This is a genomic window from Trichococcus sp. ES5, assembly GCF_900067165.1.
GTDB lineage: Bacteria > Bacillota > Bacilli > Lactobacillales > Aerococcaceae > Trichococcus > Trichococcus flocculiformis.
This window is the reverse complement of sequence record NZ_FJND01000003.1, coordinates 240,366-256,540: the sequence shown is the minus strand read 5'-3', so window position 1 is coordinate 256,540 and position 16,175 is coordinate 240,366. Positions and strand designations below refer to the sequence as shown.

The 16,175-nt window shown below is 44.3% G+C and carries 20 protein-coding genes; 3 read left to right on the top strand and 17 right to left on the bottom strand.

Annotation, left to right across the window (positions count from 1 at the left end; all coding sequences use genetic code 11):
* Nucleotides 1-497: UPF0236 family transposase-like protein (locus TES5_RS04745; protein ID WP_198143292.1), on the bottom strand; the 497-nt coding region annotated here is incomplete at its 3' end.
* A gap of 450 nt (nt 498-947) precedes the next feature.
* Between TES5_RS04745 and fabV the strand changes: the two genes are divergently transcribed.
* Together fabV and TES5_RS04735 are read left to right on the top strand one after the other, a co-directional pair.
* Nucleotides 948-2,144 carry an enoyl-ACP reductase FabV gene (gene fabV, locus TES5_RS04740; RefSeq protein ID WP_143148227.1) on the top strand — a complete coding sequence of 399 codons (1,197 nt, stop codon included), beginning with the start codon at nt 948-950 and terminating at the stop codon, nt 2,142-2,144.
* Between the two features lie 255 nt (nt 2,145-2,399).
* Nucleotides 2,400-3,161 carry an AIM24 family protein gene (locus TES5_RS04735; protein WP_068560385.1) on the top strand — a complete coding sequence of 254 codons (762 nt, stop codon included), beginning with the start codon at nt 2,400-2,402 and terminating at the stop codon, nt 3,159-3,161.
* Between the two features lie 336 nt (nt 3,162-3,497).
* Here the strand turns inward: TES5_RS04735 and TES5_RS04730 are convergent, their stop codons facing one another.
* The 14 genes from TES5_RS04730 to TES5_RS04665 form a co-directional block, all read right to left on the bottom strand.
* A complete protein-coding gene (locus TES5_RS04730; RefSeq protein ID WP_068560383.1) occupies nt 3,498-4,670 on the bottom strand; it encodes a M20 metallopeptidase family protein in 1,173 nt (390 codons plus the stop codon).
* 15 nt (nt 4,671-4,685) lie between these two features.
* Complete coding sequence (locus tag TES5_RS04725; RefSeq protein WP_083546498.1) at nt 4,686-5,648, bottom strand: 2-keto-3-deoxygluconate permease; 963 nt, start codon at nt 5,646-5,648, stop codon at nt 4,686-4,688.
* Between the two features lie 195 nt (nt 5,649-5,843).
* Nucleotides 5,844-6,188 (bottom strand): metal-sulfur cluster assembly factor, encoded by a 345-nt coding sequence (locus TES5_RS04720; RefSeq protein ID WP_232309288.1) that lies wholly within the window; start codon nt 6,186-6,188, stop codon nt 5,844-5,846.
* A gap of 16 nt (nt 6,189-6,204) precedes the next feature.
* Nucleotides 6,205-7,917, bottom strand: coding sequence for a dihydroxy-acid dehydratase (gene ilvD, locus TES5_RS04715; protein WP_068560376.1), 1,713 nt, complete (start codon nt 7,915-7,917; stop codon nt 6,205-6,207).
* A 146-nt stretch (nt 7,918-8,063) separates the two neighbouring features.
* On the bottom strand, nt 8,064-8,540 hold the full coding sequence (arr, locus tag TES5_RS15515; RefSeq protein ID WP_255356046.1) for an NAD(+)--rifampin ADP-ribosyltransferase: 477 nt from the start codon (nt 8,538-8,540) through the stop codon (nt 8,064-8,066).
* 405 nt (nt 8,541-8,945) lie between these two features.
* Nucleotides 8,946-9,215 (bottom strand): DNA alkylation repair protein, encoded by a 270-nt coding sequence (locus tag TES5_RS04705; protein WP_068560374.1) that lies wholly within the window; start codon nt 9,213-9,215, stop codon nt 8,946-8,948.
* A 128-nt stretch (nt 9,216-9,343) separates the two neighbouring features.
* The gene (locus TES5_RS04700; protein WP_068560371.1) at nt 9,344-11,245 is read right to left on the bottom strand and encodes a heavy metal translocating P-type ATPase; all 1,902 of its coding nucleotides are present in this window, start codon (nt 11,243-11,245) and stop codon (nt 9,344-9,346) included.
* A 179-nt stretch (nt 11,246-11,424) separates the two neighbouring features.
* Entirely contained in the window at nt 11,425-11,718 is a 294-nt protein-coding gene (locus TES5_RS04695; protein WP_068560369.1) for an iron-sulfur cluster repair di-iron protein, ric, read from the bottom strand.
* A gap of 24 nt (nt 11,719-11,742) precedes the next feature.
* Nucleotides 11,743-11,976: a heavy-metal-associated domain-containing protein gene (locus TES5_RS04690; RefSeq protein WP_068560365.1), complete on the bottom strand. Its 234-nt coding sequence runs from the start codon at nt 11,974-11,976 to the stop codon at nt 11,743-11,745.
* Between the two features lie 93 nt (nt 11,977-12,069).
* Complete coding sequence (locus TES5_RS04685) at nt 12,070-12,303, bottom strand: hexameric tyrosine-coordinated heme protein (protein WP_068560363.1); 234 nt, start codon at nt 12,301-12,303, stop codon at nt 12,070-12,072.
* 19 nt (nt 12,304-12,322) lie between these two features.
* Nucleotides 12,323-12,754 carry a pyridoxamine 5'-phosphate oxidase family protein gene (locus tag TES5_RS04680; protein ID WP_068560360.1) on the bottom strand — a complete coding sequence of 144 codons (432 nt, stop codon included), beginning with the start codon at nt 12,752-12,754 and terminating at the stop codon, nt 12,323-12,325.
* Between the two features lie 152 nt (nt 12,755-12,906).
* Nucleotides 12,907-13,692: an aspartate dehydrogenase domain-containing protein gene (locus TES5_RS04675; protein WP_068560357.1), complete on the bottom strand. Its 786-nt coding sequence runs from the start codon at nt 13,690-13,692 to the stop codon at nt 12,907-12,909.
* 141 nt (nt 13,693-13,833) lie between these two features.
* A complete protein-coding gene (locus TES5_RS04670; protein WP_068560354.1) occupies nt 13,834-14,067 on the bottom strand; it encodes a heavy-metal-associated domain-containing protein in 234 nt (77 codons plus the stop codon).
* A 55-nt stretch (nt 14,068-14,122) separates the two neighbouring features.
* Nucleotides 14,123-14,410 (bottom strand): heavy-metal-associated domain-containing protein, encoded by a 288-nt coding sequence (locus TES5_RS04665; protein WP_068560351.1) that lies wholly within the window; start codon nt 14,408-14,410, stop codon nt 14,123-14,125.
* A gap of 154 nt (nt 14,411-14,564) precedes the next feature.
* Here TES5_RS04665 and TES5_RS04660 point away from each other — a divergent pair, with 154 nt between their 5' ends.
* Nucleotides 14,565-15,122 carry a Dps family protein gene (locus TES5_RS04660; protein ID WP_068560349.1) on the top strand — a complete coding sequence of 186 codons (558 nt, stop codon included), beginning with the start codon at nt 14,565-14,567 and terminating at the stop codon, nt 15,120-15,122.
* 187 nt (nt 15,123-15,309) lie between these two features.
* Here TES5_RS04660 and TES5_RS04655 read toward each other — a convergent pair whose 3' ends face one another.
* Nucleotides 15,310-15,615, bottom strand: coding sequence for an RNA-guided endonuclease TnpB family protein (locus tag TES5_RS04655; protein ID WP_068560346.1), 306 nt, complete (start codon nt 15,613-15,615; stop codon nt 15,310-15,312).
* Nucleotides 15,616-16,034: 419 nt separating this feature from the next.
* On the bottom strand, nt 16,035-16,160 hold the full coding sequence (locus TES5_RS15680) for a hypothetical protein (RefSeq protein WP_255356044.1): 126 nt from the start codon (nt 16,158-16,160) through the stop codon (nt 16,035-16,037).
* Between the last annotated feature and the right edge of the window lie 15 nt (nt 16,161-16,175).

Below are 16,175 nucleotides of genomic sequence, written 5' to 3'. Positions count from 1 at the left end.
GCCACTTCGTATTCTTCTAAGTTTTGTTTCTCCCACTGCGCTTGCTTTTCTCCTACCGATTTCACAATATTGCCCACTGTTCCATGGCTCATGCTGAACGAAGTCAGTTTAGTGACGGCTTCGGCCACACCGCGGTAGACGCTGCCAGTCACAAGTTCGGCCACTTGCTTTTGTAAAAGGGTAGAGTAGCGCTCGCTTTTATTGAAGCCACAGATGTTATCCAGTGGGAAAAAGCTCTTTTCACCTTTCTTCTTTAAACGTCTACGCATAAACTCGACTGTACCGAATGTGAAAGTAATCGTGCGTGAATCCCTGTTGGCGATACGCCATCCTTCCGCTTTAAACGGAACGTACAACTCGCTATCCAAGGCCTCTAAGGCCTCCTTCATGAGTTGACTTGCAAGATCTGAGAAATAAGCCTGAAGCGTAGTTTCTGCATCAAGCACATGATTTGAATCCTTTATTATGTGGTGAATTTCTGCTATAATTTTTTCCATGAAGACCTTCCTCTACACTAAATTGGCTACCAACCTTTAGTTGTATTGTAAGGTCTTCTTTTGGACTATTTCAACAAAAGAATAGTTTTGCATAGAAAAATTATACACTTAGATGACAGAAGGAATATCTGCTTAGTATAACTTGAGGGTAATTTGATACATAATTTGGTGCATAACTTGAGGGGTAACTTGAGGGGTAACTTGAGGGGTAACTTGAGGGGTAACTTGAGGGGTAACTTGAGGGGTAACTTGAGGGGTAACTTGAGGGGGGACTTGTGCAGTAAGTAAAATATTAGAACCACTAACTAAATTTAGTGGTTCTAATATTTTTGCGATTAACTGCTAAACACAAGTCGCTAACTTATTCCCAAAATTTCTGCAGATAATTATTCTTGAGAAGCATTTTCTGTTATTATATCCTTATGACATTTTAATGGAGGAAAATCAAACATGTTGGAATTTAAACAAAATATACGGGGTAATGTGGCCCTTGGTGTAAACCCGCTTGGATGCAAGCAGGAAGTATTGAATGAAATCGACTATGTCAAAAACAAAGGGACCTTTGCAGGTCCGAAAAAGGTCTTGATCATTGGTGCGTCATCAAGCTACGGTTTAGCTACCCGAATCAGCCTGGCTTTCGGTGCGGGAGCAGATACGATTGGCGTTTCTTTCGAAAAAGGACCGAAGAATGAACGGAATCTCGGCACAGCTGGCTGGTACAACAATATCGCGTTCCGTGAGGCTGCCGAAAAAGAAGGCCTGATCGCCAAGAACTTTGTGCAGGACGCCTTCAGCCACGAAAGCAAGCAAGAAGTCATCGCATACATCAAGAACGAGTTTGGCGGCAAAGTGGACCTGGTCGTCTATAGTCTGGCAAGCGGCCGAAGAACCGATCCCGATACCGGAGAGACGTACACATCCGCAATCAAATCGCTTGGTGAGCCAGTGGTCGGTCCGAACATCAATATGCAAAATCAGGATTTCTACATCGAAACGCTGGAACCTGCAACAGCGGAAGAAATCGCCGGCACCGTAAAAGTCATGGGCGGCGAAGACTGGCAGCTATGGATGGAAGCACTGAAGGAAGCAGATGTATTGGCTGATGGGGTTCTGACGACCAATTACTCTTATTTGGGAACAGAGTTGAACCGTCCTTACTATGGTGGCGGCACCCTTGGCCTTGCCAAAGCAGATTGTGATGAAAAAGCGAAGACCATCAATGGGTTATTGGCTGACATCAACGGAAAAGCCCAGATTGTGGTGGCTACTGCCGTGACCACCAAAGCCAGCTCCGTGATTCCATTCTTCCCTGTTTATTGTATCGGTCTCTACAAAGTCATGACGGAAAAAGGCACCCACGAAACACCGATCATGCATATCGACCGCATTTATCGCGATATGGTTTATGGTACCAAGGCTGAGTATGATGAAGCTGGCCGCCTGAGACCGGATAGCTGGGAACTCGACAGCGACACGCAAGCTAAAACAAAGGCACTGATCCAACAATTGAACAAAGAGAATTTCAATACCGACATGGCGGCGTATGATCTTCTTTACAAAGAGTTTTCAATTTTAAGTGGATTCATGGTTGATGGCTATGTTGAGCAAGACGTTACGATCGAAGAATTGAAGGCATTGGAATATTAAATCGTACCGGTGACACCAATCACTCTTTATCCGCAATAATAAATGAAAAGTCTTGGCTCTGAGAGTCAGGACTTTTCTGCTTCTGCGGATAGCAATAGATGCGTTCCTCTTCCATTCATTTATCAATACCCGTCTATATATTGGGCATGAATCAAAATAGTGTTATAATGATATACAATGATACACCAAATTTGAATAAGCCTTTATTGACCAGACACAGCTATTGCCTCTGCAAAAGAAAGAAGGAAAATGGATATGTTCAGAATAAAAAATTTCGAAGATAACAATGATGTGAAAATTGTCGAAGAGATGGGCGCATTTAAGGTAGTGGAATACTTGAAAGATTTGAGTGTCGATCATCTGACGGCTCAAGCTGCCTACTACGCTTCTGAAATGAACGTCAGAAGAAGACAGCTGGTTTGCGATGTCAGCCTTTCCGACATCACCGTTCAGTCAGGAGCCATGCAGTGGATGGTGGGGAATGTCAGTGCTACAACCGGGCTTAAAGGCGTGGGCGATTTTTTGGGAAAAGCGCTTCGAGGGAAAGTCACGAATGAATCGGCAATCAAGCCCGAGTACACCGGAACGGGAAAACTCGTATTGGAGCCAACTTACAAGCATATTTTACTGATCGATGTCGATGACTGGAATGGCTCAATCGTGATCGAGGACGGATTGTTTTTGGCTTGCGATTCGGAATTGAACCATAAAGCAGTTATGAAGTCCAACCTCTCTTCTGCTGCGATGGGCGGAGAAGGTCTTTTTAACCTAGGTCTTTCTGGCGGCGGGATTGTCGCACTTGAATCGTACGTACCAAGAGAAGAACTGATAGAAATAGAATTGGAAAATGATGAATTGAAGATTGATGGGAATATGGCGATTGCTTGGTCCGGAAGCCTGGAATTTACAGTATCAAGATCAGGCCAGACACTTCTGGGTTCAGCCGCATCCGGCGAAGGTTTGGTCAATGTCTATCGCGGAACAGGCAAAGTTTTGATGGCGCCCGTTCTCCGGTAAAAAAACATGACCTATCGATCGCTTGTTTCATTTTTGATACCAAGCGATGCCATTCACTTAAGCAAGTTGACAACTGTAAAAAAAGCGAGGATGCCTGATGCATTCTCGCTTTTTTTTGACTGCGGGGCCAAATTGTTGAATGTTCCTCAGATATTCGACAATTTCGATCCAGCAGGATGTCAAATTGTCGAAAGTTTCTCAGCATTCGACAATTTCGGTCCAATCTGGTGTCAAACTGTCGAATCCACCTCACCTATTCGACATTTTTGGCCACCACGCTGAGCATTATTCCTCCTGCCTCTTATTTGTCACTAGCCTTAAGTTACTGACATTGCATTAGTCACTGTGCTTTTTTAACCATTCGATGGCCACAGTCGCAAAAGAACCCGCTCCGATCGGAAGAGCCGCTTCATCAAATAACACACCCGGATTATGGTGCGAGAAGTTATTTCCTTCAACTTTACAATTAAGCATGATATAGGTTGTCGGCAAATGCCTGGACACAACAGCCATATCTTCAGAAGCCATGATCCTCAAATCCGGATAGCCTTTAAAGGCAGGATTCCCGGTTTCCAAAATTTCCGCAATTTCTTCGGTCAAGTCAGGATCATTGTATAAAGATGGCACACTCGCAAATATTTCAAAGTCTATTTTTGCCCTTGTCGTTTTCTCTATTCCCGCCAGAATATCCGTTATTCTCCCTTTTACATACTCCCGCACTTCATCATCGTAGGTGCGTAATGTTCCTTGCATCTCTACAACTTCAGGAATGATGTTGCTGTTCGATCCTCCCGAGAACATTCCGAATGTTAAGGTAGCTACAGACAACGGACTCACTTCTCTTGAGATCAGTTCACCAAACTCTTGATAAATGATCACGCCTGCATTGATAGGGTCTATGGAAGTATGTGGATACGCTCCGTGGGCACCCTTTCCCGTAATTGTGATCTTAAAATTGTCACAAGAGGTGCTTGTATGTCCCTTATAATACTCAAAACTTCCGACACCTTGATTTAATCCCGTATGCATAGCAAACGCCACATCCGGCTTGGGATTTTCTAAAATGCCGGCTTCAATCATATCTTTCGCTCCAGCAAATATCTCCTCGCCTGGTTGGAACATAAGCTTGACCCTACCGTGAATGTCCGCTTTATTTTCAAGCAATATTTGTGCAGCAGTCACCAGCATAGCGGTGTGCAAATCATGTCCGCACGTGTGCGCCATATTGTTCGTCGCTTTGTACTCCAGCTCATTCATTTCCTTCATCGGAAGGGCATCCATGTCAGCACGAAGAAGAATCGTTTTGCCAGGTTTCTCCCCTTCTATGACGGCACTCAGCCCCATCTTCCCCACTTCTTTGACTTCCAACCCGATCTCTTCCAATCTGTTCCTGACGTAGGCTCTTGTATTGGGCAACTCCATGCCTATTTCTGGGTTTTGGTGAAGTGTCCTTCTGTCCTTTACAAGTTGCTCTTCCAGCGCATAGGCTCTTTCATAGTATTTATTCATGCTTCCTGCCCCTTTCTAATGCTTGACGAGATTCTTTTTCTTTGCAATTTTATTTGCGATCATCGGTGTCAGAACACTTGTGATTACCACTGCCATCGCGATTTGAGATACGACCAAGGGTACAATCGGTTCAAGTTCAGGGTAGGCTTGTGCAATAACACTTGGGGCCGCTAAAGACACGCCGGCTACAGAGGTCAACGCAATCGCGGATAGTCCATTCGCTTTCAACAGCTTCGTTTCCGTAAAATATAAAGTCGGCAAGAGGATGATATAAAATAGGACGCTTAAGATAATCCCCGCCAGCCCAGCTTTTGCCGCCTGAAACAGATTGATGCTGTCTCCTAAAACCCATCCAAAAAAGGGCATGATGATGCCGATAGCCGGCAAGCAAAAATCTCTGAATTCATGATCCAAATTCCCGATGATCATCCCCGCCAACAGAGGAATCACAACTGAGATAATCGGCGTCCAGACTATATCAGTACCGCTTGATAAGGAATAAACCAACAGAGGGACAGCAGGTACACAAAACACACCCGCTAAACCAAATGCCAATGCATCGTCTTTTTCTGACAAGTCTTTAACCAGAGCCATATACAACGCTGGATTTGTACTGGTAAGAACGACAATGATCGCCAAAGACGAAAGTCCGAGAATCGTTCCCCCACCCAAATACTTGATCATCAGGAATCCCAAGACATACGCTATCATAAATTTGATCACCAGTAACATGCCTTGTTTTTTCATTATTTGAGCCAAGCTTTTAACATCCAAACCCATAGCTGAGACAAAACATAAAAATCCTACAATATAGTTGGTTCCCTGAGCGGAGAAAAAAGCTTGGCTAATCGAACCTACATAAAGCCCTTCCGGAAAAGCCGTGTTCAACAGCGCACTTAAAAACATCGGGATCAATAAAGTTCCTCCGGGAACTCTTCTCATAAGTTTTAGCATGACCCTTACTCCTTTGCCTGGCATATTTTTTGCTGTGCTTGAAAGTGTTCACTTTTGTTCCTGGAAATCTGTTCAACTTCATTTGGTTCTGATCGTTGTATATGCTTACTTAAATTGTAGCATATCTCCTTTCATTCCTCATTTTTTCCATGCTTACGTTCATTCAAAAAAAGGATCGGAACAAAGTGTTTTTGATACACTTTGTTTCGATCCTTTTGCTTATCTGCCTGGATTGATTCCAAGCGAAATGCGGCCGTAGCGGGTGATGCGATCCAGCACCCAGGCCGGACTCCAGACGATTTTGATTTTGACCTCTGTGATGAACCCCAGCGGATCCAGCTGCTCATGGACCCCCTTCAAAATATGCTCCGAGCAAGAACAGCCGGCGCCCGTGAATGTTAGGCGGATGTTGCAAACCCCTTCATCATCTAAATCGATGCCATAAATCAATCCGAGATTGACGATATCAAGACCGATTTCAGTATCCATAACGTTCATCAGTTTTTCTTCCAGTTCTTCCTTATACTGGCTCGCCAGACCCGTATACATGATGCCCTTTTCCACTATTCGGCACCCTCCTTTATTTTTCCTCAAATGGGTTGCGGTTGAAGAAGTCGGTTACGGCACCTTTCGATGCAGAGGATACGATGTGTGCGTATTTGCCCAGGACACCGCGCGACTTCAAAGGCGGCAACACCAGTTTTTCGCGTCGTTTAGCCAATTCTTCATCAGATACTTTCATCGTCAACTCACGCGTATCCTGATCGATGATGACCGTATCATCCGTTTCCAATAACGCGATCGGTCCACCGTCTTGTGCCTCCGGTGCGATATGTCCCACCACGAAACCGTGGGAACCGCCGGAAAAACGACCATCGGTAATCAGACATACTTTGATGCCTTTTCCTGAAATGATGCTTGATAAGGAGAGCATTTCCGGCATTCCCGGTCCACCCTTCGGCCCGACAAAGCGGACAACCACCACATCGCCGTCCACGATTTCCCCGTTCAGGGTCGCTTCGATGGCTGCTTCTTCGGTGTTGAACACCTTCGCAGGTCCTTCATGGCGTCGTTGCTTCAGTCCGGAAACTTTTACAACAGCGCCATCCGGGGCAAGATTGCCTTTCAGGACAATCAGCGGGCCATCTTTGCGTTTCGGATTCTCAAGCGACATGATCACGTCCTGGCCTTCTGCCAAAGGTGCCACATTTTCAAGATTTTCCGCCAGTGTCTTTCCGGTTACGGTCAAACAATCGCCGTGTAGCAAACCGTTGTCAAGCAGGTATTTTTGAACGGCAGGCACCCCGCCGACATTGTATAGATCTTGGAAGACATATTTTCCCGAAGGTTTCAGGTCAGCCAAATGCGGTACCCGTTTTTGGATTTCATTGAAGTCTTCGATTGCAAAGTCCACCTCAGCGGCATGGGCGATCGCCAACAGATGCAAAATGGCGTTCGTCGATCCGCCCAATGCCATCGTGATCACTACGGCATTTTCCAGAGCTTTGCGCGTGATGATGTCGCGCGGTCGGATATTTTTTTCGATCAAGCCGATGATGGCTTCGCCTGCTTCGAAAACATCCTTCAATTTATCACCGGTTGCTGCAGGATTTGACGATGATCCCGGCAAACTCAGCCCCATCGTTTCGATTGCCGATGCCATCGTGTTGGCTGTATACATCCCTCCGCAAGCCCCTGGTCCAGGACAGGCGTTGCATTCGATTGCCCGAACTTCTTCTTCCGTCATTTCACCGTTGTTCCACTTTCCGATGGCTTCAAAAACGGATACGAGATCGATGTCGTTGCCATCTTCATCTTGCCCCGGTGCGATTGTACCCCCATAAACAAAAATGGATGGAATATTCGCATTTGCCATCGCGATGACAGAGCCCGGCATATTCTTGTCACAGCCACCGATACTGATGAATGCGTCCAGATTCTGGCCGCCCACCGCAACTTCGATCGAATCGGCAATCAGATCGCGCGAAGGCAATGAATAGTTCATCCCCGGCGTACCCATGGCGATACCATCTGAAACGGTCACTGTCGTAAACTGGATCGGCCAACCGCGTTGCTTCTTGATGCCGTCTTTTGCGATTGCAGCCAAGTCGTTCAAATGTATATTGCAAGGCGTGTTCTCAGCCCAAGTGCTGATTACCCCTACCATCGGCTTTTTAAAGTCTTCGTCATGCATGCCTGTCGCACGCAACATCGCACGGTTCGGCGATTTCACGACTCCATCATAAACGAAGCTGTTGATGCGTAAATCTTTTTTGTTCTTTTCGTTTTCCATTCCAAAATCCCTCCCGTATTTTCATGCACAAACACTTACTACTAATCAGATTTTAACATTTCTGCCCACAAAAAACTATCAGGGGCCCTCCCTAAATCAGGACATGGCGGAAAACGCTCCATATTTACGCGGCAAAAGTTGCGTACTCAATTAATGATTTCGCCTTTATTATCGGCCAATTTTTCTTGCCACCTACGAAGGTCCTCAGGCGTCTGTCGCAACCACTCCGTTGCTTCACCGACAATCTTTAAAGGTGCTTGCGAACGGTAGGAACGGGTCAGATTCCCTGGAAATTTCTTGTCTGTAACATTTGGGTCATTTTCGAAGTCCCCTGTTGGTTCTACAATATAAACCCGTTCTCGTCCATCACCTTTCGCCAATGCGGCCGCAAGTCCCGCCCCACTGATCACAGCCGTGAAATAAATGTGGTTCATTTTAAGTCCGGATGTGTAATTCGATTCTCCTTTTGCTGTCAGCAGCTCGCCGACCTGCAGATCTGCTCTTGTCCCATGAAAAAAAGGACCTGGATCAGAAGGCGTACCCTTATACGAATGCGATAATGCAACATACTTTTTTGCCTTGTCCGGATCGGATAACGCCTCATAGCATTTCGCGATGTTCAAATACAACGATGGGAAAGCGCTCTTAACCGCCTCGTCATTCACTTTTAGCGCAAACTGCAAAGAGGTTTCGAACCATTTTAATTTGTCTGAACTATTTTTTTGATGCCGGGCCACATAATAAGCTGCAATGAATTTTTCAAAATCGGCTGTCGCTTCACTCCAGGCCTTAGAAAACAGCAGGCTTGCCTCTTCAGGTTTGCCACTGTCTTCCATGCCCATACCCCGAAGAAGTAGTTGAATGATCTTGTTATTGGGATCGAATTGGTTATCCATCTTATTTCACCTCTTAATTATTGAACCGCCAACTGAACTATAATGATACTCTGCTCCTCAAAAAGCCCCTGCTTTTTGCAGCACATAAATGTAGATTACAAAAGCTTTGAAAGTGAGAATGCTGACTCTTACTCACTTTTTCTTCTCTCTTTTCATGGCCTCTTGCTTCATTGGCTTTGGCATTTTTTCAATAGCATACCTTAATGCAGTTCTAGGCATTGTGTCCCGCTTGCTTAATACATACTGGTATACCTCATCTTCATATTTGGTGCATAAAGACTTCAGCATCCAGCCATACCCTTTTTGCACTAAATCATCCTTATCCAACAATAAGCTGTCGGCAATTTCAAATATATCGTCTTTGAACAGACCTTTTTTGGCTGGTATTAATACAGCATCCAATAAAAAAAGAACCAGAAAGAATAGGGATTCTTTCCGGTTCTAAAAAAGATGGTGTAGTGATTGGTTAGTTCGCGTATTGGTGCATTTCAGTATACTTGTTCATCCTGATTTTTCTTTGTCATTTATTCTTATTTCGCTGTTACAATTTCTTTCACGCCCGTTTTCACATTATTTTTGTTGCCTTTCAAGCGGAACTTCAACAATCTCATGGCGTTGAAGATAACGACCAAGATGCTACCTTCGTGTACTAACATCCCGATTGACATGTTCATCCAATCACTGAAGAAGAGACTGGCTACCAGTACCACTACAACACCTAACGCAATGATGATGTTTTGTTTCATGTTTGCAGCAGTTGCTTTCGTCAAGCCTAATGCGTGTGGCAAGCGGCTGAAGTCAGAATTCATCAAGACCACATCAGATGTTTCGATGGCGACGTCCGTTCCGCTACCCATCGCAATCCCGATATCTGCTAAAGCTAGAGAAGGACTGTCGTTGACACCGTCACCGACAAAGGCCACGATTTGACCTTCTTTTTGTAATTTTTCGATATGGGCTGATTTGTCTTCCGGCAACATATGGCCGTGTGCATCAGTTAGTCCTAATTCACGGGCGACCAAGTCAACCGTTCCTTGGTTGTCACCGGAAAGGACGACCAAGTTTTTCACGCCTAGTTTTCTCAAACCTTCCAGGTCATTTTTAACGCCTGGACGGATTTGGTCGCGGATGCCCATCAACACTTGCAGGTTACCGTCAACAGCGGTCAGAACTAGTGAGTTGCCGTTTTGTTCAAAGCGTTTGACATCTGCTTGTGCTTTTTTGCTTAGTTTGACATTCTCTTTTTCCATCAAGGCTACGTTTCCGACTGCGATGCGGTGGCCGTTTACTTTGGCTACAATCCCACCGCCTTTAACCACTTCGGTTTCTTCAACGGTGGAAAAAGTGGTCGTTCCGATATTCGTTAGAACTGCTTTAGCCAAAGGGTGGTCCGATTCGCGTTCCACACTTGCCAAGTAGCCAAGCACCTCGTTCACGTTTTCTGCATAAATTTCTTTTTCAGCAACTTCTGGATTACCAATGGTTAAGGTTCCCGTTTTATCAAAGACAATGGTGTCTACGCGGCTGAAGTCATGGATGACCTCGCTACCTTTTAGTAGGACGCCATTGCGCGCTCCGTTACCAATACCGGCAACGTTTGAAACCGGAACGCCGATCACCAAGGCACCTGGACATCCTAGGACCAACACTGTGATGGCCAGTTCAACGTTTTGACTGATCATCCAGACAACAAAGGCCAAGACTAAAACAGCTGGCGTGTAGTATTTGGAAAACTTATCGATGAAGCGTTCTGCTTCCGATTTGGAATCTTGTGCTTCTTCTACGAGTTCAATGATGCGGCCGAAAGTGGTGTCTTCCCCGACCCGGTCTGCGCGGATTTGGATGGTTCCATTTTCCAAAATGGTACCGGCAAAAACTGCTGAATCGATTGTTTTGCTTGCTGGGACAGATTCTCCGGTAATACTGGCTTCATTGATGTGTCCTTCACCAGTGAGGATGGTGCCGTCTACAGGAACTTTCGCACCGGTTTTAACCAACAGGATATCTCCTTCGTCCACGTCATCTACGTCAACTTCTACAAATTCGCCGTTTGCCAGTTGTCTGAGGGCACTTTCCGGCGCCATGTCGGTCAACTCTTTGATGGCGGAACGGGTTTGATTCAAGGTGCGTTGTTCCAAGAAATGGCCGAACAAGAATAGGAAGGTAACGATAGCTGATTCTTCATAGTTTTGAATCAAGAATGCGCCGATGACCGCGATGGTGACCAGGACATCAATACTGACGACCTTCACTTTTAGCGCTTGATATGCTTGGATGGCGATTGGTGCGACCCCGAAGACAGATGCGATCATCAAAGACCCTTGCGAGAGACCTAGATTGTGTAAAACAAAGTGACTAAAGAATCCTAATACGATTAAAATACCACTGATAACGGTGATTTGATTTTTCTTACCTAATATAAATTGTTGCATGATTTTTTTCCTCCGCTTTTTTATTTGATAAGTTCAGTATAAATGTTTGTCTTTAATTAAAAATTGACGGCCGTCAAATTTTGGAAATTATCGTTCCGGCACGCAAGCTCATTCTATTTAAGAAAACCCAGAAAGATCGTTTAGCTTCTTTCTGGGTTCTATAAATAGTGAACAACGCGTTAAGCTGAGTAAGCGGCGTCTGTTTCGGCAAGCATGTTGTAAACAGCAGCAAACGTTCCGCATACGTCGCCAGGAATCGTATAGTTGTTGGTGATTTGGCGTAGCTGCGTAAATTCGGTATCCAAATTTGGTTTCGCGGCCGCCGCTTGTTTTGTTTTTGCATTAATTGTTTCAAACAGTTCGCGTACTTCAAAAGCTTCTGGATGATTTTTGCCGTGTGCCCGGGTAATGGCTAGGGAAAACATGTCTAGTTTTTCAAAATATTTGTTTGCTGTTTCCTGGTAGGTTGTCATGATGATTCCTTCTTTCTCTTTAAGTTAGGCTGCTTTTACTTTTGTTTTGAGAACGGGATAACCCAGGTCTTGAATCGCTTTTTCGATTGCTTCGATGCTCGAAGACGCAGAATCAAAATCCACTTTCACTTTGCTGGAATTGAATAGTACTTTGACGCTGTCTTTGTCGATCCCAGTCAAGCCTTTCACTGCGTTCTCGATTTTTTGTAAACAGCTCGGACAAGATAAGGTTTCTAATGTAAGGGTTGCTTTTTGCATAATATATTTCTCCTTTTTTGTTTTTATTGTTGAAGCTCTATGACTATAGTATAAGGTGTTTTCAAACATTAAAAATTGATGCTGATCAAGTTTCTAGTTATTCCAGTAATTGTTCGCTGCAGCAACTGTTTGGAAATTGATTGCCACCACTTGGGAAGCAAACGTCAAACTGTCTGCGTTATTTGCATAGACGGGACGCAATGCCTCACGCACCTCTGCATCCGGCTGAGTCATACCGACAGCCTTGCGTGCTAATTTGACCGCTAAGTTATAACCTTCTTCTGGTGTGTCAGTTTTTAAGGTGGGTAGCCATGATTCTTGGTTCATTTAATTGCCTCCTATTTTTTTATTCGGAAAAAAGGATCTTCAATGCAGCATCGACGGGATTCACGGTAACAGAAGCTTCTGAAAAAGTGATAGCATAAAGGTAAGGGCTGCCTGCTTTCCCCATTTTTTCCAGGAATTTTGGGTCTTTTTTCAGGAACGTAGCCTTGACTCCCGCCGTTTGATGATTTTCAACTCTCCTTATTTGCGCATCTTGAACACGGATGTATTCGTAACGCCCTTGGATGATGGTTGCGAAAGATACACGGGGATTCTTCTGGAATTCCGCTACTTTCGGTTTATCTTGATTGGTGCGTATGTATAGCACATTTGGTTGGTACAGATCAGGAAAATAGTCCACCACGCGTACATTTGGGACGCCTTCCACCGATGTAGCCAACGCCATGTAAGGCTGGCTGTTAAGTATTCTGGTATATTCTTCGATTGCTGACATGCTCCATCTCCTATTAATGTGATAGTTACAGTATAAGTGGTGCGCCCTGATTAAAAATTGACCACCATCAAGTTTCGTATTATTAATTAACGCAAAAAAGAGGAAGCAATTTGCGTAAAAGCAAATTACTTCCCCTTGTATTTATTTTATTGTTAAAACACAATCGGCGATACGGCGTTTTGCAGCACGGCTACAATGCTCCAACCGGCAATTCTAGGCGTCCGTGAGTAGATATTGATATCTGTCAACACTTCTTCCCCTTCAATGACGATTTTGTAGTCGTCACCCCTGAAGTTTGGTACGACATCGATGTTTAAGGTCGTTTCTTCTGGGCCTGCACTCGCCAAAGCTGTGGCGACTGCCACGTTATAATGGAAGGGCAACTGTTCAATTGCCTCTTTTGTGCTTCCGGTAAAGGCTTGTTCAGGCTCTGTAATGGTCAAGTAATGTTCTTTGAAAAGCGGTGAATAAAATAGTGACTGTAGTGATTTTTTAGAAGTCATGGTCGCCTTGATTGGGCCCATAAACGCCGCTGTGCGCAGGACATCGAAGCCCCCAACCGCGCCACTGGCAATATATACCTTTGTGCCATTTTTTCTCGCCGTTTCCTTCACGCGGTTGTATAGCTCCGCATCCGCAAAAGCACCTACCGTAATGACTACCAAATGAGAGCCACTTTCCAATACTGTTTCACTGTAATCAATCACTGCTTGCGGGGAAGCTGCTTCTGCCGTGAAATCAAGTTTTAAGTCCATTAACGCTTGAATATCAGTACAGGCAACACAATTATGCCGATCAGCAAAAGCTTGGGTTTTTTCTGGATTGTTTCCTAAGACACCAACCAACTCGTACTCGGGTAATAACCCATCCTTGAGTGCATCCGCAACGATTTCATTTAAACGCCCGGCGCCCATCAAAGCGAGCCTTTTCTTTTCCATCTTATACTCCTCCAACTTCGATTATCTTCAATTAGTCAAATATTGCAGACCAATATTCAGTTTATCAGATTGTCATATCCTTTACAATCCCGTTGAAAAAAAATGATTCCTTAACACCGCCGTGTTAAGGAATCATTTTAATTATGCTACTTTGACTTTAGATTTGATGACCGGGTAGCCCAGATCTTGAATCGCTTTTTCGATTGTTTCAATGCTCAATGACGCAGAGTCGAAGTCCACTTTCACTTTGCTGGAGTTGAACAGCACTTTGACGCTGTCTTTGTCGATTCCGTTCAAGCCCTTCATCGCGTTTTCGATTTTTTGAAGACAGCTTGGGCACGATAACGTTTCTAATTGAATAGTTGCTTTTTGCATGGTTCATTTCTCCTTTTTTTGTAAGTAAGGCTTTCGTTTCCGCCTCGCTTACTTGTTAACCAAAGTATATCCTGATTGCCAGGAATAAGAATTGACCGGCATCAAGTTTCTTCATTTTTTTCACCTTTGTGCTTAGGACCGGATAGCCCAAATCCTGGACTTCTTTTTCAATTGCTTCTATAGTAATCTGCTCCGCATTAAAATTGGTTCTTATTTTACTAGCGTTAAACAAAACCTTGACGCTATTTTGATCCACGCCGTCCAGCCCTTTCACCGCGTTCGCGATTTTTTGCGAGCAGCTTGGACAAGATAAAGGTTCTAAATTCAGGATGGCTTTTTGCATGCTATCTCCTCCTTCTGTTTTTCTCTAACTATATAATAACGCCCAGCACCTAAAGAAAACTTGATGGTTATCAATTTTTGTTAAAAGGATTTAATCTATACTTAATTTAACCCGGAACATGAACGTTCCGGTTACTATACGAGGAGGAATGAACATGTCAGAAGACAGAACAGTTCAAGAAAAACTGCAAGAAGAAACAGAACAAGAGGAACACGAACACCATCACAACCCAACCGCCGCTGCCATGACCAACCATATTGTAGCTAACATCGCCACTTTGCACGTCAAACTGCATCAGTACCGCTGGTATGTCAAAGGACCGCACTTCTTCTCACTGCATGAAAAATTTGAAGAATTGTATAATGAAAACGAAGAATGGTTCGATCAAATTGCCGAACGCTTGCTTGCTTCCGGCAACAAACCATTCTCGACTACTGCTCAGTTCCAACAATACAGTTTCTTGAAAGAAGACCCCGCCGACAAATTTTTATCAGCCGAGAAGATGGTCGAGAATTTGATTGACGACTACCGTACTACCCGCGATGTGACCATGCGTGCCATCACCATGGCGCAAGACGAAGGCGATGTGGTTTTGGAAGACACCTTAATCAGTTACAAAGCTTACGTGGATAAAACGCTTTGGATGATGCAGGCGTTTCTTGGTAAAGAAGCTTACGAAGACGATGACGCGATGGAGGAGGATGAAGACTAAAGAAAGAGCGTATTAAATAGAAGTTACTATAATATCAAAATAACCTAGGCGATTCCGTGAGGCTGCTGAAAAAGCGACTTGCTTTTAACTGGTCGTGGGTTAGGCCACTAATTGAACTACTCCCACCTATGCTTACGCTTAGAGGTGGGAGATTCCTAAAAACTCCGACCTATCGGTCAGATTCTCGTTAGGCTAACCCCGTGGCCCCCACGGTTCTGGAAGCTAAAATGCGCATGGCTTCCTGCTTCAAGTTTATGCTTGCGTTGAAATCCCGGTCGTGATGGCTCCCGCATTCGGGGCAAGTCCACTTACGCACACGGAGACTCTTCACGTCTTTGTTTTGGTAGCCGCAACAGGAACATAGCTGGCTGGAAGGGAAGTTTTTTGCTACAACAACGACTTCTTTCCCATACCAATTCGCTTTATACTCCAGCATTGTGCGGAATTGCGACCAGCTGACTTCGCTGATGGCTTTCGAAAGTTTTCGGTTCATGTGTGCCACATCCACTTTTCCCTATTATATTGAGACTGCAGTGCTTATCATTCTTTGTTTTCCAATCCCATTGTTACAGCCTTAGATCATCCGGAAAGTAAAAATAAAGCGGAAAGCCCGTCGTTTTTAGGCTTTCCGCTTTGTCGATTCTATTCTCTTTTTCCAGGTATTTCTGCAGCTCACTCAAAAATGCCGTCATACCGCCATTCTACTCAAAAAAATGACCTCATTTATGATATGCATATGCGTATCATAAGCGAATGATATTTTTTGTTTGGAATACATTCTGCATTTCTGATATTGAAAGTTCAAAATCCACTGATATATCAATAGGTTAGATAGGTTTTTCAAGTGCGAAAGTTGATTTACTGATCTTATAATCACACGAAATTCAATTGCCTTCCTCACCGTAAAACCTTCTAGTGTTTTTTGTCTTGGTGTTTTTTTAGAATTTTTGCTGCATTTGATTTTGTGGATTTTCTAGTACTTTTATTGACTAATTGCCTTGCCGCTTTTCCAACTTTTCCTCCGGAATGTTTAACCATGATTCTCCTCCTGTG